This is a genomic window from Colwellia sp. 1_MG-2023, from assembly GCF_030546755.1.
GTDB lineage: Bacteria > Pseudomonadota > Gammaproteobacteria > Enterobacterales > Alteromonadaceae > Thalassotalea_H.
This window is the reverse complement of sequence record NZ_JAUOPE010000009.1, coordinates 1-20,292: the sequence shown is the minus strand read 5'-3', so window position 1 is coordinate 20,292 and position 20,292 is coordinate 1. Positions and strand designations below refer to the sequence as shown.

Sequence of the window (20,292 nt, the reverse complement as noted above, 5' to 3'; positions counted from 1 at the left end):
GTAAATTATAAAAAATTGAGGTCAGTTATTTTAGGTAGTGCTGTGAATGCACCTTTCTTTTGACAAGTAAATGCACCACATTTAGCACCAAATGACACAGCCGTTTTAACTCTATCAATCTGTTTAATTGCATCAAATAACCCTTGGGGGCTTTCGTCGGATTTGGCTGATTGGACTAAATGAAAAAGAAAGCCTGAAATAAAGCTATCGCCTGCACCGGTTGTGTCAATAGGTGATATTTTAGGCACATTAATGGTAATAGAATCATCAGTTGTAATAGCTTGAGCAGCATTTTCCCCATCGGTAATTACAATAAGTTTAGCGCCAAGCGATAAAATATGATTTATATAACTATTCACATCTACTTGTTTTGCTTGTGCCAAATACTCAGCTTCTTCTCGGCTTAACTTGATTATATCGCTTAGTTTAATACATGCTTCAACTCGTTCAGGTAATAGCGTTACTCCATGCCAAAGTTGCTGGCGTAAATTAACATCAAAGCTGATCAAAGCTTGATTTTCTTTAGCACTTTTTAAGGCGTAAAGTGTGTCTTCATACATAATCTCTTCAGTCAATGTATTGGAACAGTAGTGAAAAATTCCAATTCCTTGCCAATTGATTTCATCAACTTGTGTTTTTCCATATTTCGTATCAGCAGTATTATGACGATAAAAATTGAAGGTTCTCTCACCTGAATCATCTAAACTAACCAAAACTAAGGCGGTATTTGCATCTTTTACTCTTTTAACGAAAGTAGTATTAACGCCTTCATGGTCTAGTTGTTTTATTAGCATTTGACCAAAACTATCTTCACTAATACCACCAGCAAAGTAACTTGTTGCGCCTAATTTAGCGAAAGCTACCGCAACATTGGCAGGAGCACCTCCGGCTAATGGCATGTATGTAGAGGGGCTTGACGAAGTGGGTAAAAAATCGACCAACACTTCTCCATAACTGAGTAAAGAAAGCATAAATTTACCTTTGAAAAAAAAGCCCAAATATATGGGCTTTGTTATGATTTAATTAGATTAAATTAAATAGACGATTAAAAATCGTACTTAAGCGTAATACTGCTAGTTCTACCGTTGATGGTTCTTGCTCTGATAATACCACTTGTAGGAATATTACCTTCTTCAGCTTCGGTAATACCTGTAGTGTCGAACAAGTTGTTTACATTTAGTGCAATACTAAATGAGTCAGATAAATAATATTGAGCGAATGCATTTACTTGTGTATATCCATCAAATTTAAGGATATCTGCAGCATTTTGATCTCCTCCATCTTGAGCATAAGCTTCAGTTGTGCCGATTAAACTGATACCTGCCGAACCTTGTTCAAAGTTATAACGTGTAATCAATGAATACACAAAATCAGCTTGTCTTCTTGGTGTATTACCTACAGAACCAGGGTTTACCGCATCTTTAGTGATTTCAGCATTAGTCCAAGTCACGTTTCCACGGATGTCAAAATCTCCAATGTAATAGGCACCTTCTAATTCAAGGCCATATGACTCATAGACTCGGTCAAAGAACTTTTGACTTGTCGCCTCGAAGTTTTGCTCTTGAGTTTCGGCAAAGAAAGCTGTAGCAAATACAGATAATTCATCTTGACGATATTTAAGACCCGCTTCAAATTGATCAACTTCATCAACAGCATCTTCTTGATTAACAGAGCCATCGGCTGCTATTTTTCCGAATGCTAAGCGGTCAGCATTAGCTGTACCACCATGACTTAATCGACCAAAAACAGCTAAATCGTCATTTACAATGTAGTTAGCGCCGACTGAGTATGATGTGTAACTCCAGTCGTAATTAACAAGAGAAGGCGATGCATTGTTCACAGAGGAAACACTCATTTCAGGTACTGAGATAACGCCATCTCTATTCATATCAATTTGAGATTGTACTGCACCGGCATAGGTTCCTGATGCTTCACCACTGTCATGACGAACACTGGCATCAACAGTAAAGTCACCAAAAACAGAATTGATGGCAAAATAAGGTGCAGTGACATCATATTGAAGATCATAGTTACGTGTACAACAGTTACCCCAAGCAGGTACGCCATAAGCAATTAAACCATCGTCAGAGAAACTAGTACCATCTGCCGCTGAAACATTGATAAGTGCTGCGTTGTCACCTTTAACTTCAGATAAATATGAGTTCCAAAGCCATGATTGTTCAATGTTTTGCAATGATTTGTAATAACCAAACGTGATATTAGTATCACCAATCGTTTTTAATATTTTTAAATCGTTAACCATGAAGTCTAAATTACTCATTTCAACATCAAAGGTATGAATACGCATCAAGTTGTCACCAGTATAGGCTTTACCTTGAGAAGGACCATTGGCATAAGTTAGTGTAGCTCCTGAACCTGCTAGACTGTCGGCAAGACTTTGGCTATTTTGAATGCTTTCTGGAAATGGAGACGTAAAGCTTCCTTTAGTGCTTGAAGTTCTAAATCTATTTTCAATTGACCAGTCGTTTCCTAAGTCAAATGCCGCTTCAACACCAACAGAATCAACCTTAGGATTCATTCCATCACGCATATCTGAGCGACGACGGTTACCGTTACCATCTGTTGTCAATAATGAAGTAAAGTATGCTGAATGTGGTGTGTCACTTGATGGGTCAAAGTCACCTACAGAGCCACCACTAATCGTTGAAGGCATAGGTAAATAGGCAATCGTTTTATCATCTAAATGCTTGTAGTAAAGTCTTACATAACCGTTATCAAATTCTTTAGTGATATTTGCTTTGATTTGACCACCTTGATTACCGGTATAACCTGAATCTCTTGGGCCTTCGCCTTGACGATAGAAGCCTCCAAGATGAAAATACATGCTGTCGCTAAGCTCACCACCAAATTCAAAATCAGTTCGAGTATGGTCGTAATCTAAACCGATTGTTGTAGAAACACTGCCAGCGTCAGATTCACCTGTTTTACTGATTATATTGATAATGCCACCAGGTGAGTTTGTTGCTATAGTTGAAGCAGAGCCACCACGAATAGACTCAATTGACTCCATTGTACTGTCTAGTCTAAGGAAAATGTCTGCATTACCAAAAGCAATATCACCAAATTGTAAAAGAGGTAAACCGTCCTCTTGTATTTGTAAGAATTTGGCTCCACCGGCTGCTACCGGCAAACCACGTACGGCTATATTTGCATTACCTTCACCGCCAGAAGATTCAGAGCGTATACCGGGTATTGACCTGAATGCCTCAGCTGAACTTCTTGGTGTTGTTACTTCTATTTGATCCACTGATAAGCTACTTACCGATACACTTGATGCCATTACCGTAGAGCCTTTGCCCGCAACTCCAGTCACCACGATTCTTTCAAAATCAAGTCCTTTCTTTTCTACTGCTTCATCAGCATTTGTTTCTGCTGCATTTAAGCTAGAACTTATAGCCATAGCTAATGCACTTAATAATAATTTTTTATATGTAACTTTTTTCATCTTCTCACCCCATGTTTCTAAAGTCTTTTTATAATTTTTTAATAATACTTCAAATCGTCTTAATCGATTAAGATAATGTTAGGTTGAATTGCAGTGATTTTGCAAGTATTTTTTTTTAAAAAGTTTACTGATTAAATTAATTTATTGAAAAACAGAGATATTTAATTTGAAAATATAAATGATGAATCGATTTAAACGGAATTAAATTTTGAAATTGTTACATTTAGATTTAAAGCAGTGCCATGATTTTTATGTAAAATCATGGCACTTTGTGAGTAATAATAGCTATTTGGATTTATGAGAAGGCATTGTAGCCTTAAGGACGACGTTTAGCTAAGTCATTTTCAATTGTAGTGAGAAGCTGACGATCTATCTTATAAAATAAGATTAATATTGCACCCAATAAAAAGAATATGGCAGGTAAGAGGTTAAACATATATCGTATACCTTCAATTGATTCAGGTGATTGGTTTTGATTGGCAATAAAACCAAATGAAGCAAGGATAAACCCCGGTAACGCCCCACCAATTGCAGAGCCAAGTTTTAACGAAAACATAGAAGCTGACACAGTTAATCCTGCGCTATTACTTCCCGTTTTCCATTCGCCATACTCTACACAATCTGTATACATAGTAAATAATAGGGTGATAGCAATACCAAAAGTAATGATGCCTAATGTGTGAACTATAACTGTCAATGAAAGGTTGTCTGGTGATATCGTAAAACCGAAGAATAGTAATATTGCATGGAATAAGTTAATGACGAACATTAATCTATGTTTTTCAATGTGTTTCACCAAAAATGGTGTGATAAGCGCACCAAATAATTGCCCTAGTAAACCACAGGAAATTATCAGCGTGGTTTGATCCATCCATAAGAAAATATTTACTCCATCGTCGCCCATATAATATTTGGTGTAATAGGCGATTGAAGCAAAACGCGCTACCAAGCCAACGACAATAAAAATACCTGTGCACACTAAGATTAACCAAGATTTATTTACCAATAAAGCTGATAAATCTTCTTTGATGCTAGCTTTATGTTTCTTAGTTATAACCCTTTCATTAGTCACGGCAAAGGTGTACCAAAATACAGCTACAGAGAGTATTGCAAATAAAATGATAGTAAAACGAAAACCTAGCAATTCATTTCCACCACCTAACAACTCAACTAAAGGTTTAGCGGATGCACCGACAACCAAAGAGCCAATTGATGCAAAAATAAACCTAAACTGGGCCGCTTTAGTACGCTCTCTTGATTCGGGATGAATAACGGCCATTAATCCTGAATAGGGAACGTTGATGGCTGTATATGCCAACATAACTAATGAATATGATACATAGGCAAAAATTAACTTTCCTGTGTCGCCAAATTCAGGACCCAAAAATAAAAGATAGCCTAATAACGCGTAAGGGATCGCCATCCATAGTAAATAGGGGCGATATTTACCCCATTTAGTGGTAGTTCTATCTGCAAGTAATCCCATCGCAGGATCACTAATAGCATCGATAAACTTTGTCACCAACAACATGGTTGCTGCAGCCGCTGCCGAAATACCATAAACATCTGTGTAATAATAAAGAAGAAATAGCGAAAAGAACCCCATATAGAAGTTTGAGGCCATATCACCAACGCCATAACCTACTTTTTCTTTAAAAGATAAGGGTGCAGTAAAAGATGCTTTTGTCATTTTATTATTCCTCTGGCTACGTTTTTAACTACACATGAACAAAGCAGTATCAAAGCAGTTTGTGTTTCTAAATACTATGTTTTTACATAGAAATAGTTAAATAAATAAATGTGTTATTAAGTGTTTGTTCTATTGTGCCTGTTCTTAACAACTTAAAATAAATAAAATTCTTCTTGATTAAAGTTTTAATGTATATAAAGATAGATCTTAATCGATTAAGATGCAACTAGAATTTAATGGTATAGTTATGAAAAATAATGTACAACTCATCACCTACATCGATAGGTTAACCGGATCAAATACCCAAACTTTAAATAATATTTTAAATGATCAACTCGCAGATTTATTTTCAGGTGTTCATTTGTTACCATTTTATTATCCCATTGATGGCAGTGATGCAGGCTTCGATCCAATAGATCATACTGAAGTTGATAGTAGGCTAGGTTGTTGGAATGATGTTAAACAATTAGGAGAAGGCTATGAATTAATGGCAGATCTTATTGTTAACCATATGTCGGCTAAGTCTAAAGAATTTAAAGATGTATTAGCTAACGGTGAACAGTCTCCTTTTTGGGATTTATTCTTAACTAAAGATAAAGTTTTTCCTAACGGCTTAAGTGAAGAGCAGCGAAAGAAAATTTATCGACCAAGACCGGGTAGTTGTTTTACTAATTTTTCATTGCCTAATAATGAAAGTGCAGATTTTTGGACAACTTTTACTGATAATCAAATAGATATAGACGTTAGATCTAAATCAGGAAAAGACTACTTAACGCGTATCTTAAACACGTTTGCAGAAAATAATATTAAAATGATCCGTTTAGATGCAGCAGGTTATGCACTAAAAAAGGCTGGAACAAGTTGTTTCATGCTTGATGAAACATTTGAATTTATTGATGATTTAAGTAAATCAGCAAATAAATTAGGGATAGAAACGCTAGTAGAAATTCATTCCTACTATAAAACTCAAATAGAAATAGCTAAACGTGTTGATCGAGTTTATGATTTTGCCTTACCTCCTTTGATTTTACATAGCCTTTTTAGTAATGATTTCACAGCATTAACTAAGTGGTTAACAATATCACCCAAAAATTGTATTACTGTTTTAGATACACATGATGGAATTGGGATTATTGATGTTGGACCAATGAATGGTAAAGCGGGTTTACTTACTAATGACCAAATAGATGAACTGGTTGAAACCATTCATGTAAATAGTGAAGGTGAAAGCCAAAAAGCGACAGGAGCAGCAGCAAGCAATGTTGATTTGTATCAGGTGAATTGCACGTACTATGATGCGCTTGGGCGAAATGATTTTGACTATTTAGTTGCTAGAGCCATTCAGTTTTTTTCACCTGGCACACCACAAATCTATTATGCAGGTTTGTTAGCGGAAAAAAATGCAATGACATTATTAGCAAAAACGAATGTGGGAAGAGATATTAACCGTCCATATTTAAATCGCGAAAGTATTGAAGAAGCACTAAGTAAACCTTTTACTAAAGCGATGATTCGTCTTATTCAGTTACGTAATAGTTGTGAAACTTTTAATGGTAAATTTGCAGTTAGCAGTGATGCTTCAATGTTAAAAATGAAGTGGATTAAAGGTGAGCAGAGCGCAGTTTTATTACTCAACCGAACAGAAAAAAGCGCTTTAATTGAGGTAAAAGAAGGTAATAAAACAAGTACTATCTGCCTAAATACTTTGCTCAATAAACTTTAAAAGGTTGTGTTTTACCGCATTAAAGTTAGAAAGAAATAGGCGTATAATACGATTCAAAATATGAAAACGAAATAGTTAACTTATAGAAAATTTAAAAGGTACACATGACTGAAAAAAAAGTATGGACACTTAAAAGTGTTGCAAAAGAACTTGGTGTTTCAAATGCAACTGTTTCAAATGCTTTTAACCGACCCGATCAGCTCTCTAAAAGAAAGCGGGAGGATATTCTTGCTTCATGTGAAAGGCTGGGATATTCGGGCCCTAATAAAGCAGCTCAGTCATTAAGAAAGGGTCAATTTAATATTGTCGCTTTAGTGTTGCCTGACAGTGTTGAATATATGATAACAGACCCTGTAGCAAGTAATTTTGTAAAAGGCGTTTCGTCAGTGTTAGAAAAGTCCAAAGTGAATTTATTATTGTTCTCTGGAACATCAGATAATATTAATGCGGTTTCAGACTTCGTAGATGGTTTTATTTGTTATGGTAGCCCCCGAAACACTAAATTGATTGATCAATTAAGAACAACATCAAAAAAAGTAGTTACGGCAGATTTTGATATAGAGCGTAATGCTTCGGTTGGTATTGATAATCAGCAAGCTGCTTATGAGATAGCTAAACTGGCTATAAATACAAAAGATGATCTTGTTGCTATTTTAGGATTAAGATTACTCGACTCAAATTTGACATGTAGAGTGTATGATTTACCCAATACAGACATTCAATGTTCTATAGCTCATCAACGATTAAATGGTTATCACAAGGCTATTGAAGAATTAAATGTCGATCTCAGGGCTGATAGGGTGTGGAATATTCCCCAAAGCACACATCATTCTGCTTTGATTGCTGTTAGAGAAGCACTAACATCTACTCCTCGGCCAAATGTTTTACTTTGTATGAGTGATCTGATTGCCTTGGCAGCTATTAAAGAAATTAATTCAATGGGGCTTAATATTCCTGAAGATATACGAGTAACTGGTTTTGATGGTATTGATGAAGCGCTGCGTTCGAACCCTCCAATTACAACGGTTCATCAAAATAGTGAAAAAAAAGGTATTAAGGCTGCAGAGCTTTTCATTAATAGAGCAACCGACTCTATTATAATCCCTTTTCATATTGAGCATGGTGGTAGCTGTTAACTTGAAAGAAATAAAATTTACAGCTATCACACTAACAATTTGTTCAATCTTGTCATTGTCTTTTAAACAGTAATACAACACCTATTTGATTTTTAAGTCAATATGGCGAGAAGATGCATGATATAGGATATTTTTAATCACTTTTTCCTTGAGGTTAAGATGGAAGAGCATGGTTCATATGATTTAGCAATTGAAGAGAAAACTCACATTCTAAAAGCATATGGTTCTTGGAATTTTGAGACAGCAAAAAAGTGGGGAGCTGAAACAAAAGCAATTCTAAATGGTATAATTGATAAACCTTGGGTTTGTCTAGTCGATTTAAGTCAATGGGAGTTAGCGACTCCAGATATCAGAACTTACGTACATGACTTTAACCTATGGCTAAATGAGAATAATTTGAAATATTTGGCGGTAGTTTATAGTCTTCATCTTCAAGTAGAAGTTCTAAAAATTACACATGTAGTTTTAACCAATGTAGAGATTAAATATTTTGATAACCATAAAGATGCAAATGAATGGTTAAATAGTATTGAGCTTTAAAATGTAAAACTTGATTAAACGTATACAAAATTTGGCTATGGTCTGCAAAAATCACCCAACTACCTTTTACTGATTGCATATTCATGCTGATATCAAAGTGTGATTTATTTTTAAGTTCTAACTCACTTTGGGAGCGAAAGCGAGATTGAAATGCTTAAATAACATGTAACCTTATACAGTGGTATCCAAATGTATTTTATTCGTAAATAAATCATAGCTATGATTGTAAGAGATGCGATATGACCTAATTTATAATATTTCTGAGACGTTAAAGATATAAATAAAAAAGCAAGCCATCAGGCTTGCTTTTCATTGCAGCTATTTGGTGAATATATCAAGAAAATATATTCACGTGCTATTAAAATCGGTAGCTAGCACCGAATGTGATACGACGGTCTGTGATACCTTGAGCACATAATAATGCGCCTTCGTTAACACAAGATTGTGTAATATCTGATTCAGTTAAGTTAACTGCTTCTAAACCTAAGTTTAACTTTTCGTTTACGTCATAGCTAACACTTGCATTAAGTTGGCCTCTAGCATGTGTAGTTACTGGGAAACCTAACGTTGAGTTAAGACTTGCACCCGCAGCAGTATCTTCTGTACGGAATGCATCACGCCATGTGTAACGTAAGCGAGCTGATAAGCCATGCTTCTCGTAGTAAACAGCAACGTTATAAGCATTTTCAGAGAAATCTAAAAGACCACGTTCTGAAGTGTAAGTAACAAATTGACCGTCATCATACACACCTTTAATGGCATTAAAGATATCAGTACCACGTGTTGCAGAAGTATAGAATGCAGAACCACCTTTGTATTCTTGAATAGTATAGTTAGCAACGATACCAAATCCTGACGCCCAACCTAACTGCTCTTCAAAGCTTGATAAGTCATATTGGAATGCCATTTCAATACCTGTTTGAGTTGTTGTTGCTGAATCGTTAAATTTAGATTCACGGTCAACACATAAACCTACAGTGTTAGGATCACCAAGGATGTTAGGCTGTGTAGCAGGGTTCCAAATACCACCACCAGAACAGGCTGGGTTATCATCTCTCATCCCGTTAGCATCAAGTGAAGCACTGTCTAATTCGGTAACGAATAAGTTAGTACGTTCTTTCTTGAAGTAACCAATACTTACCACAGCAGCTTCAGCAAAATACCACTCAGCACCAATATCAAAAGATGTTACTTCTTCTGGCTCAAGTGCCGCATTACCTAATGAAACCGCTTGGTTTTCGTTAGTACCAAATGATACAGAAGTATTTAAGTCGCCAAAGTTAGGACGTAAAATATCTTTACCCCAACCTAAACGAACCAGCACATCTTCATGTACATCAGCAACAATGTTTAAACGAGGTAATGTAAAGCTATAATCTGCTGTGTTTGTTGTTGGTGTAACTACACCATTAACAACCGTGTTACCTGTTGATGCAATGTCAGTTTTAACGTGACGTACACCAAAGTTACCGCGGATCATTTCATATTCAAAGTTTGCTTGAGCATATAACGCATGATTTTTCTCTTCAATGTTAAATGCCGCTGTATCACCAGGTGTTAGATCTGAATAATCTTGACTACCACCATGAGTAGCCATGGCACCTTCTAGAACTGATAACACTTTATCAGGGTCAGAGAATGCAAGGTTAGGATCAACAATTAAGAAGTTACGGTGTGCTAATTCACGGCCATCGGCATCACCAAAGTGACTTGGACCTTTAACTAAAATTTCAGAGAATAATGAACCGTTCGGGCTATCAACCATTTTACTGAAACCACCAATACGGTCAGTAATAGAAACAGCGCTATGTTCTGCTTTGTTATAACGGTAACCAAAGTCAACTGAAGTTATAATGTTATCGTCGATAAAGTAGGTTGAATCAATACGGAAAGCGTCGTCTGAATTATCTACTGTACTACGCGTTAAATCTACTTGGTCTAGTACAACGTTATTAGGACTTAATAAGTCTTCCACAGTTGGTGCGTAAGGAGAGTCAAAATCAACACCAAAAGATAATGCATTACCAGATAAATCATAAATAAATGGTACCGCGTTATCATTACTTGAACCATCAAGTGGTGTCAGTGGATTCGGGTTGATAAAGTTTAATTGAGAGTTTAAAGAAGGTGTTCTTGTGTCAGAGCTAGAAGTTGATACTTCAGCGCTGATAAATAAGTCTTCACCTTGCCATTCACCACCAAGTCTAAATACTTGAGTGTCAGTTACACGAGCACCAGTATCACTGTTAAAACGTAAGTTAGGATCATCGTCATCCACACCTAAGTTTGGTTGAACTGTACCGCGTAATGCCGCTTGTATGCTACCTAAATCTACACCGTCTAAAGAACCAAAATCTACCGTTTCAAATTCAGTCGGTAAGTTATAGTTTAAAACACTGCTTACACCTGATGCTTGAACACGAGTACTGTCTTGACGGCGTTCTTGAGAAGTAATAATAGCATCAAAGAAAAATTTCATATCTGCATTTGGTGCAAATTCAAACGTTGTAGCTAAGTTAGTAGTTTCATATTCAAAGTTTTCTAATTCTTGGTTTAAGAATTGAACACCTAAAAAGTCAAAAGATTGAGCTACTGGACGTTTAGTCGCTTGATCTTCTAATGAACCATTGCGGTAAACATCAGCATTTACGTTTTCAACAAGACTACCATCGCGGTCAACACGAGGACGGAAAGATGTCGCTTCTTGTTTCGTATAGCTACCACTAACTACCACACCAAAGCGGCCAGAGTCAGTTTCCCAGTTGTCACCATATGCACCTGAAATTCGAGGTTGTACACCATCAGTTGTAAGGCTACTGTCTTCACCTTGAACACGTAAAGAACCTAATGTTTCAGATAATTCAAGAGGACGAATTGTACGTAAGTTTACTGTACCACCGATAGAACCTTCAGTTGTTTTAGCTTCTGGTGCTTTAGTGATTTCAACACCTGCAATAATAGCTGCAGATAAATCTTCAAAATTCATGCCGCTACGACCAGCACCTGAACCTACCGTTGAAGCACCGTTAATTTCTACACGGTTAGCATTACTACCACGGATTTGAACGCCAGTACCTATACCAGCGGTACGAGTAATTTGAATACCTGTTACGTTTTCAAGTACTTCTGCTAAGTTTTGATCAGGTAATTTACCAATATCAGTTGCCATGATAATTTCGGTTAAGTTATCTGTATCACGTTTTTCTGAAAGTGCGCTTGTAAGTGAACTACGCATACCCGTAACTTCAATTACTTCAACTTCTTTGGCTTTTTTTACTGCATCTTGCGCTGTATCTTGCGCGTAGACAGATGTAGTCATATTAAGCGCAGTAGCAGAAAGTACCGCTAAGCTTATTTTCGATAGTTTTTGTTTCATGTTTTTCCCCAGTGTGGTTCTTATCATTAAAAATAAAAATGTTCTTTTACCTAACACTTTTATTGAATAAATTTTATATATGCTTTTTTTGATAAACCCTTCTTTATAAAAAATCATCAGTTCCTTACAAAGAATTACCATTATACTTACAATTAAAAACTAAAAGGTCAACCTTTTTGGTAAGGGTATTTATTAAATTTATCTAATTTTATTATTACCAATGTGGTTTAATTTGTATGTTATCTAGCTTTTAATTGGTATGTTTTTGTTCCATCTGTTTGAAATTAATAAGATAAATATTAGTTTGTTTTTTATTTGGATTGTCATGAAGAAAGCAAAAGTTGGTAAAATATTAATCGACAATTAGTTTGTAAAATGAACAAAATAAAGCTAAAAATGATGGAATTAACTGCCTTAAATTGCTTTTTGGTTGACCAATTAAGGGTTTTTATATACATTAACTCGAAGATGTTCTAACCAATTTGTAATAAGGTGTTTTAATTCATACTAAGGACGTGTTAACCAAAATTTGGTGTGAATTGTTAATAGAAAAACAGGGATGGTGTGTTAAATATCTAAAGCTTGAACGCAGAATTAGAGAGTTAATATTTATTAATATAGGCTAATTTGGTTAGAACCATCAAAAAATTTTAATATTCGCGCTGAACGTTAACAATGTACAGTAAGTTTCTAGGCATAACTAAGTGTTAACCTAATGGTTAATTATTTTTATTATTCAAATAATGGATGAGGTATCTACTACATGAAGCCCAATATAATTATTGCTTTGCTGTTAATCGCTTTCAACTGGCTTGTTTTGTCAGCCTGTAATGCAAGTGATCGCAAAGGATTAATATTAACAAAAGAAGGCATAACGAAAATTCAAGCAAATTTAGGAAAAACACCTTTATTTGATAAAACGTTACAACAATTGAAATTAGAAGTAGATGCCGAAATAGCTAAGGGTATTGATACACCTGTACCACGTGATTTTTCTGGTGGTTATACTCATCAACGACATAAAGCGAATTTCTTTTTATTACAGAAGGCAGGTGTACTTTTTCAAATTTTAGCAGATGAAAAGTACGCAAACTATGTTCGTGACATGTTTTTTCAATATGAAGCTATGTATAAAGATCTACCTTTACATCCGCAAACACGTTCATATGCAAGAGGTAAACTGTTTTGGCAATCGCTCAATGATTCCAATTGGTTAGTATATGCGGCGCAAGCCTACGATGCTATTTATGACTGGTTACCAGCCTCAGATAGAAAAGTCTTAGAAGATAATTTATTTAGACCTTTTGCTGACCATATTTCTATAGATAGCCCACAGTTTTTTAATCGTGTTCACAACCATAGTACCTGGGGAGCTGCTGCGGTTGGTATGATAGGTTTAGTGATGCAAGATGAAGAACTTATCCAACGCGCTTTATATGGTTTAGAAGAAGATGGCTTAGAAATTGGCGCTAAAGATGATGACGGCGGGTTCCTTAAAGTCGAAGGACAGGGGGCTGGTTTTTTCGCAAACTTAAATGAACCTTTTTCACCTGATGGATATTACACTGAAGGCCCTTATTATCAACGTTACGCTATGTACCCGTTCTTAGTTTTTGCGCAAGCCTTAAATAATGCAAGACCTGACCTTGACGTATTAAATTATAAAAATGGTGTGTTATTAAAAGCGGTAGATGTTTTACTTAATTTATCTGACGCTGATGGTGATTTTTTCCCTATAAATGATGGCCAAAAAGGCATGTCTTACTACAATGATGCGGTAGTCACGGCGGTTAATATCGCCTATTTTTATGGCAATAAAGATCCTCGCTTATTGAGTATTGCTCAACAACAAGGTCGCGTGTTACTTGATGACACCGGTTATGCCGTTGCTGCGGGTATTCGTGATGGCTTAGCGAAAAAGTTTACTAAAGGCTCTGAGAATTACTCAGATGGCTCAGAGGGTGATGAAGGTGGTTTAGGTTTATTACGTCATGGTGATGAAGCATTAACCTTGTTATTTAAATATACTGCCCAAGGCTTAAGTCATGGACATTATGACAAATTATCATTCTCATTATATGGGCAAGGCGAAGAAATTATGCAGGACTACGGTTTAGCACGTTTTGTTAATATTGAGCAAAAAGGTGGCGGTAATTACCTGCCTGAAAATAAAACTTGGGCAAAACAAACCATTGCTCATAATACCTTAGTGCAAAATAGAACCTCGCATTTTGCTGGAAAATATGAAATAGGTAGCCAACATCATTCTCAATTGCGCTTTTACGATGCTTCAAATGAAAATGTTCAAGTGATCAGTGCTGAAGAACTAAACGCCTACCCAGGTACTAAAATGCAAAGAACAATGGCCATGATCAAAGATGAAGATTTTGAAAAAGCCTTTGTCTTAGACTTATTTAAAGCAGATGCACAAAACAGTCATCAATATGACTTACCTTTTTATTATTTTGGTCAAATTTTAAAATCAAATGTTGATTACCAAATTCCGAGTAGTTTACAACCTTTAGGCGATAAAAATGGCTATCAACATCTTTATTTAGAAGCGCAAGCTAAAGCCAATAATAGTAATACTAAATTTTCATGGTTAGATAAAGGCAGTTTTTATACCTTAACTATGGCAACAGAAAAAGACGATAAAGTGTTACTTGCTCGTATTGGCGCGAATGATCCTCAGTTTAACCTACGTAAAGATCCCGCTATTATCTTTAGCAGAGCGAATGCTAAACAAACACTTTTTGCATCAGTGATTGAGCCACATGGCAGTTATACTCCCGTTTCTGAGTCAGCCCATAATTCAAACAGTAATATTGCTGAATTAACTGTGCTACAAGATGATGACAACTATACCGCAGTAGCCATTAAAACGGTGAAAGGAAATACCCGCTATTTTGTTGTTGCTAATAAGCAGATTGAAAAAGCGGCTAAGCATCAATTACAGCTAAAAGGTCAAACTTATCACTGGACTGGCCCTTTCCAATATATCAACGCTAAATAGTCAGTTTTTTAGCGCTAGCTCGTATTGATTATTCATTTGTCAATACGGGCAAATCCTTTCTACTTATTATAACTAGTTAAATACTCCAATTTATTTGGCGTAGAACTAATATTCTCATTATTTAAGAAACTATCTCGATTATGTTTTGACTGACTTTAGCTGCGTTATTAACAACCCTTAAAATGGTCTCTACACAGACATTTTCAATACGAGCAATATTTTAATTGCCTGTATAGGTATACGTTTACATTTTGTTTTTGATTGGGTTGATGATTTGTGGGTCTTTAAATTAAGGAAGGTAAAGTTGTGATGGATATTCATGAAATTTTTCTTGCACAATAAGGGGAAAACGTTTACATTTTATCTTGTAACTATTAATTATAATTTAGGTGTTTAATTATGAGTGATCAATTTGACCCGACAGAACATCCACATCGTCGGTTTAATCCTCTAATAGAAGAATGGGTTTTGGTTTCACCTCATCGAGCAAAACGTCCATGGCAAGGTCAATTAGAATCATCGAGTGAGGAAGAAAAGGTTGCTTATGATGAAACCTGTTTTTTATGCGCGGGTAATACGCGTATTAATGGCGAGGTTAATGATAACTATGCTAATACGTTTGTTTTTACCAATGATTTTGCAGCGTTAAAGCAAGATACCCCGCAAGTTGAAAATAATGACCCACTCTTTAGGATGTCAACAGAACAAGGGGAAAGTCGAGTAATTTGTTTTTCTCCTGATCATAGTAAAACCCTGCCGCAGCTAACGGTTAAAGAAATCGGTTATGTGATTGATACTTGGCAAAATCAGTACTCTGATTTAAGTCGAAGTTATCAATGGGTGCAAGTCTTTGAAAATAAAGGGGCTGTGATGGGCTGTTCGAATCCTCATCCACATGGACAAATATGGGCTCAACAGCAATTACCCACTTTAGTTGAGAAAAAACAAAAGGCCCAATCTGCTTATTATGAGCGGTATGGTTCAAACCTACTTTATGATTACATGCAAAAAGAATTACTCAATGAAGAGCGAGTTGTTACTAGTAATGGTGATTGGGTCGTCGTTGTTCCTTATTGGGCGGCCTGGCCGTTTGAAACGTTACTATTACCTAAATTTAGTGTCGCAAGAATGACAGAATTGACCTCATCTCAAAAAGTTACTCTAGCAGATATATTGAAAAAGATAACGACTAAGTACGACAACCTTTTTCAATGTTCATTTCCTTATTCTATGGGGTGGCATGGTGCTCCTTTTGATGGTGATACGCATCCTGAATGGACTCTTCATGCGAGTTTTTTACCGCCGCTATTACGCTCTGCAAGTGTGAAAAAATTTATGGTTGGCTATGAAATGATGGCAGAAGCTCAACGTGATTTAACGGCTGAGCAAGCTGCATCAAAACTCGCTGAATTATCTGATATTCATTATTTGTCACAATCAAACTCGTCTCAGGAGTAAAGTATGGAACTCATTGATAAAGTAAATACTGGCTTTGCCGAAACCTTTTCCCACGCACCAGATTTTATAGTTCAGGCACCAGGTCGTGTGAATTTAATTGGTGAGCATACCGATTACAACGATGGCTTTGTTTTACCTTGTTGTATTGATTATTCGGCATTAATTGCGGTATCTCGACGTGATGATAATCAAGTTAAAGTGGTTGCATTAGATTATGAAGGTCAAACAGATGTGTTTGCTTTGGATGAACCACTTGTTTTTATTGAAGACAAAATGTGGGCTAATTATATTCGTGGTGTCGTGTCTGAATTAGCCAAAAGAGGTCATAGTTTATCTGGTTGTAATATTGCAGTTACGGGAAATGTGCCGCAAGGAGCCGGTTTAAGTTCTTCTGCTGCGCTAGAAGTTGGTATAGCGTATGCGTTTAATCACCTTTGTTCTTTAAACATTAATAACAAGGATATCGCGCTTATTAGTCAAGCGGCTGAAAATAACTTTGTTGGTTGTGCTTGCGGTATAATGGACCAGCTTATTTCGTCATGTGGCGAAGACAAAATGGCATTAGGTATTGATTGTCGAAGTCTGGAATTAACAGGTGTACATATACCTGACGGTATGACAATTATGATGATTAATTCTAATGTTAAACGTGGCCTTGTTGATAGCGAATATAATGTTCGTCGTGAGCAATGTGAAGAGGCAGCAAAGCATTTTAATGTCAGTCATTTACGTGATGTTTCTATCGCACTTTTTGAATCACATAAACATGAATTATCTCCCGTTGTGGCAAAGCGTGCTGAGCATATTGTTTACGAGAATCAACGCACTTTAGATGCGATGCAAGCATTTAATTCAAGTAATATCTCGCAAATTAGTTCGTTAATGGCTGCGAGTCACGAATCAATGAAGTCTTTATTTGAAATAACCACTGCTGAAATTGATTATTTGGTTGAAATTATTCATGAAGTACTTGGTAGTCAAGGTGGAGTAAGAATGACCGGCGGTGGCTTTGGCGGGTGCATAGTTGCTTTAGTACCCGATGACCTTGTTGCCAGTGTGACCTCAGTGGTTGAACAAAAATATCAAACATTTTCTGGATTAAAAGAAAGCATTTATATTAGCCAACCTGTTAAAGGCGTTGCCGTCATTTAAAGTAATCATTAAAAGAGTTAATTATGAAAAAAATATTAGTTACAGGCGGTGCTGGTTATATTGGAAGTCATACAGCTTTGGCATTGTTAAAAAGCGACTATGAGGTTGTAGTCGTAGATAATTTATTTAATTCCTCACAAGAATCATTGACTCGTGTTGAAAAGCTGTCAGGTAAATCATTGACATTTTATCAGTCAGATATTCGTGATAAAGCTGCACTTATTAATATATTTAAAAAAGAAAAGATAGATGCTGTTATTCATTTTGCCGGTTTAAAAGCGGTAGGAGAGTCAGTTTTAAAACCATTAGCGTATTATCAAAATAATGTCGAAGGGACACTAACCTTAGTTGAAGTCATGAAAGAGTGCGGCACCAATTGCCTCGTATTTAGCTCTTCAGCGACGGTATACGGAGAAGCTAACCAGCCACCATACGTTGAAACCCAACCGCTTGGCAACCCGTCGAGCCCTTATGGTAAAACCAAAGCTATGGTTGAGCAGATCCTAATGGATGTCGCTGTTAGCGATCCTGAAATTAAAATTGCTAACCTTCGTTACTTTAATCCTATTGGTGCAGATGCAAGTGGCCAAATAGGAGAAGATCCTAATGGCATACCGAATAATTTAATGCCATTTGTTGCCCAAGTGGCGGTAGGCAAACGTGATAAATTGGCTATTTTTGGTGACGATTACCCAACAAAAGATGGAACCTGTTTACGTGATTATATTCACGTTACTGACTTGGCTGTTGGTCATATTGATGCGCTAACTTGGTTACTAAAACAAGAGCAGGGGTGTTGTGAGGCATTTAACTTAGGAACCGGAGAGCCACTTTCTGTGTTAGATATTGTTCATGGATTTGAAAACTTTACCAAACAAACCATCAGTTATGAATTTTCACCTCGACGAAGTGGAGATTTACCTGCTTTTTGGGCAAACTCAAGCAAAGCTCAAGAAATTTTGGCATGGCAGCCGACAAAAAGTTTACAAGATATGATGGAAGATACTTGGCGCTGGCAGTCTAATAATCCACAAGGCTATCAAAATTGAATGATTTATTAAGTAAAGTCACGTTAACAAATGCCAATGGAATGGAAGTTGAACTTCTTAATTTTGGCGCTCGTATCAGCTCAATTAAGTTTCCTGTAAAAGGGGAGTTAACGGAGATGACCGTCGTTTACGATGACGCTGAAAAATTTTTATCTGATGAGTATTATCTTGGGGCTACATGTGGCCCTGTATGTAACCGCTTATCAAATGCTAGTTTCTTTATTGGTGATCAAACGTATTACTTGTCAGAAAATGACAATGAAAACTGTTTACACGGTGGGGAAGATAATTTTGCCTTGTGTATGTGGGAAATAGAAGCGTCTTCTCGTACTACAAGTTATGTAAAGTTTCTATTTAAAACAAGCGATTTAGATAGAGGATTTCCTGGAAATAATCATTTTACTGTTGAGTATCAACTAACAGAATCAAACCAATTAGTAATTTGTTATTCAGGTACATCTGATAGGGTGACGCCTATGAATTTAACAAATCATGCGTATTTCAATTTAGGGCAATCTTCTTGTATGGATTTAACCTTAAATGTAAGAACGTCTTCATTTTTAACGCGTTTTGATAATGGTATTCCCACAGGTGAAATACAATCGACCAAGGTTCTCGAAAATAACTTGAGAGCCGGTGTGCTAATTAAAGACTTTGTTGATAACTGTGATTACCCACAAGTTATAAAAGATAATGGTATAGATCATTGTTTTATTTTAGATAATGGCCCGTTATCTCAAGAGAAATCTACACTTTACAATGCAAATAATAAAGTCTTGTTATCTGTGTTTACTGACCAGCCAACCATGCAAATATACACTGGCAACTATCTAGCACAACCTTTTGAGAAACATGCAGGAATTTGTTTAGAGTGTCATGGTTTTGTTGATGCACCCAATATAGAGCATTTCGCCAGTATTCATTATGAGCCAACTCAAACTTATAAAAGTAAAATTATTTACGGCTTCGAATGTTTCGCTTAAGTTTATAAATCATAAGTAAACAGGTAGATTCTCATAGATTAGACAAAACTTTTTCAACTTGCATTATCAAATGCTAATGCTTGCTCACTCTTTGTGGGATAGAGTCTTGTAGCCTTTGCTACATTTTATTTGTGCATATCATAATTCATATTTCCACGTTAATTTATAAACTTACTTTTACGCTTAATATTTTAATTAATTGAAAATAGGACGCAAAAGTTCAAATGCTTTTTTAAGAGAAGCCGACGTTGTTTACTGAATAGTTTATGTATGATTTAAAAATAGTGGTGGACGATACTGGGCTTGAATTAGTGATTTGGCGCGGGTTGTAAAGAGTAGTAGGTGTTTGACCTTTTTATATTCGAATACTTTTATCTTTAGAATCCTTTATCTTTTTTGATAACTAATAGGTACTTATTGAAGTATTGGTGGACGATACTGGGATTGAATTAGTGATTCGGCGCGGGTGGTAAAGAGTAGAAGGTGCTTGACCTTTTGGTCTTTTTTTTAGTTTTATTAGAATAAAAAATAGTGGTGGACGATACTGGGCTTGAATTAGTGATTCGGCGCGGGTGGTAAAGAGTAGAAGGTGCTTGACCTTTTGGTCTTTTTTTTAGTTTTATTAGGATAAAAATAGTGGTGGACGATACTGGGCTTGAATTAGTGATTCGGCGCGGGTGGTAAAGAGTAGAAGGTGCTTGACCTT

12 protein-coding genes are annotated in these 20,292 nt (G+C 36.1%); 8 read left to right on the top strand and 4 right to left on the bottom strand.

Features of this window, described 5'->3' with window-relative positions; genetic code table 11:
• Nucleotides 1-5: 5 nt before the first annotated feature.
• The 3 genes from Q4493_RS11495 to Q4493_RS11485 all read right to left on the bottom strand — a co-directional run bounded on the left by Q4493_RS11495 (nucleotide 6) and on the right by Q4493_RS11485 (nucleotide 5,156).
• Nucleotides 6-971: a carbohydrate kinase gene (locus Q4493_RS11495; protein ID WP_303452722.1), complete on the bottom strand. Its 966-nt coding sequence runs from the start codon at nucleotides 969-971 to the stop codon at nucleotides 6-8.
• 74 nt (nucleotides 972-1,045) lie between these two features.
• Nucleotides 1,046-3,466: a TonB-dependent receptor gene (locus Q4493_RS11490; RefSeq protein WP_303452721.1), complete on the bottom strand. Its 2,421-nt coding sequence runs from the start codon at nucleotides 3,464-3,466 to the stop codon at nucleotides 1,046-1,048.
• Between the two features lie 316 nt (nucleotides 3,467-3,782).
• Nucleotides 3,783-5,156, bottom strand: a complete 1,374-nt coding sequence (locus tag Q4493_RS11485; RefSeq protein ID WP_303452719.1) for an MFS transporter — start codon at nucleotides 5,154-5,156, stop codon at nucleotides 3,783-3,785.
• Nucleotides 5,157-5,403: 247 nt separating this feature from the next.
• Here Q4493_RS11485 and gtfA point away from each other — a divergent pair, with 247 nt between their 5' ends.
• From gtfA to Q4493_RS11470, 3 genes are all read left to right on the top strand, one after another.
• Complete coding sequence (gtfA, locus tag Q4493_RS11480; RefSeq protein WP_303452717.1) at nucleotides 5,404-6,879, top strand: sucrose phosphorylase; 1,476 nt, start codon at nucleotides 5,404-5,406, stop codon at nucleotides 6,877-6,879.
• Between the two features lie 104 nt (nucleotides 6,880-6,983).
• The gene (locus tag Q4493_RS11475; protein WP_303452715.1) at nucleotides 6,984-8,015 is read left to right on the top strand and encodes a LacI family DNA-binding transcriptional regulator; all 1,032 of its coding nucleotides are present in this window, start codon (nucleotides 6,984-6,986) and stop codon (nucleotides 8,013-8,015) included.
• 159 nt (nucleotides 8,016-8,174) lie between these two features.
• Nucleotides 8,175-8,555, top strand: coding sequence for a hypothetical protein (locus Q4493_RS11470; RefSeq protein ID WP_303452713.1), 381 nt, complete (start codon nucleotides 8,175-8,177; stop codon nucleotides 8,553-8,555).
• Nucleotides 8,556-8,913: 358 nt separating this feature from the next.
• Here the strand turns inward: Q4493_RS11470 and Q4493_RS11465 are convergent, their stop codons facing one another.
• Nucleotides 8,914-11,931, bottom strand: a complete 3,018-nt coding sequence (locus Q4493_RS11465; protein ID WP_303452711.1) for a TonB-dependent receptor — start codon at nucleotides 11,929-11,931, stop codon at nucleotides 8,914-8,916.
• Nucleotides 11,932-12,694: 763 nt separating this feature from the next.
• Here Q4493_RS11465 and Q4493_RS11460 point away from each other — a divergent pair.
• From Q4493_RS11460 to Q4493_RS11440, 5 genes are all read left to right on the top strand, one after another.
• Nucleotides 12,695-14,944, top strand: a complete 2,250-nt coding sequence (locus Q4493_RS11460; RefSeq protein WP_303452709.1) for an alginate lyase family protein — start codon at nucleotides 12,695-12,697, stop codon at nucleotides 14,942-14,944.
• Nucleotides 14,945-15,343: 399 nt separating this feature from the next.
• A complete protein-coding gene (locus Q4493_RS11455) occupies nucleotides 15,344-16,402 on the top strand; it encodes a UDP-glucose--hexose-1-phosphate uridylyltransferase (RefSeq protein WP_303452707.1) in 1,059 nt (352 codons plus the stop codon).
• 3 nt (nucleotides 16,403-16,405) lie between these two features.
• The gene (gene galK / locus Q4493_RS11450; RefSeq protein ID WP_303452704.1) at nucleotides 16,406-17,554 is read left to right on the top strand and encodes a galactokinase; all 1,149 of its coding nucleotides are present in this window, start codon (nucleotides 16,406-16,408) and stop codon (nucleotides 17,552-17,554) included.
• A gap of 23 nt (nucleotides 17,555-17,577) precedes the next feature.
• The gene (galE, locus tag Q4493_RS11445; RefSeq protein ID WP_303452702.1) at nucleotides 17,578-18,603 is read left to right on the top strand and encodes a UDP-glucose 4-epimerase GalE; all 1,026 of its coding nucleotides are present in this window, start codon (nucleotides 17,578-17,580) and stop codon (nucleotides 18,601-18,603) included.
• Nucleotides 18,600-19,586, top strand: coding sequence for an aldose epimerase family protein (locus Q4493_RS11440; RefSeq protein ID WP_303452700.1), 987 nt, complete (start codon nucleotides 18,600-18,602; stop codon nucleotides 19,584-19,586). The genes galE and Q4493_RS11440 overlap by 4 nt, the downstream gene beginning before the upstream one ends.
• The last annotated feature ends 706 nt before the right edge of the window (nucleotides 19,587-20,292 follow it).

Coding starts and splice junctions, on each gene's coding strand:
- Q4493_RS11495 (WP_303452722.1), bottom strand. CDS start 971: ATGCTTTCTTTACTCAGTTATGGAGAAGTGTTGGTCGATTTTTTACCC.
- Q4493_RS11490 (WP_303452721.1), bottom strand. CDS start 3,466: ATGAAAAAAGTTACATATAAAAAATTATTATTAAGTGCATTAGCTATG.
- Q4493_RS11485 (WP_303452719.1), bottom strand. CDS start 5,156: ATGACAAAAGCATCTTTTACTGCACCCTTATCTTTTAAAGAAAAAGTA.
- gtfA (WP_303452717.1), top strand. CDS start 5,404: ATGAAAAATAATGTACAACTCATCACCTACATCGATAGGTTAACCGGA.
- Q4493_RS11475 (WP_303452715.1), top strand. CDS start 6,984: ATGACTGAAAAAAAAGTATGGACACTTAAAAGTGTTGCAAAAGAACTT.
- Q4493_RS11470 (WP_303452713.1), top strand. CDS start 8,175: ATGGAAGAGCATGGTTCATATGATTTAGCAATTGAAGAGAAAACTCAC.
- Q4493_RS11465 (WP_303452711.1), bottom strand. CDS start 11,931: ATGAAACAAAAACTATCGAAAATAAGCTTAGCGGTACTTTCTGCTACT.
- Q4493_RS11460 (WP_303452709.1), top strand. CDS start 12,695: ATGAAGCCCAATATAATTATTGCTTTGCTGTTAATCGCTTTCAACTGG.
- Q4493_RS11455 (WP_303452707.1), top strand. CDS start 15,344: ATGAGTGATCAATTTGACCCGACAGAACATCCACATCGTCGGTTTAAT.
- galK (WP_303452704.1), top strand. CDS start 16,406: ATGGAACTCATTGATAAAGTAAATACTGGCTTTGCCGAAACCTTTTCC.
- galE (WP_303452702.1), top strand. CDS start 17,578: ATGAAAAAAATATTAGTTACAGGCGGTGCTGGTTATATTGGAAGTCAT.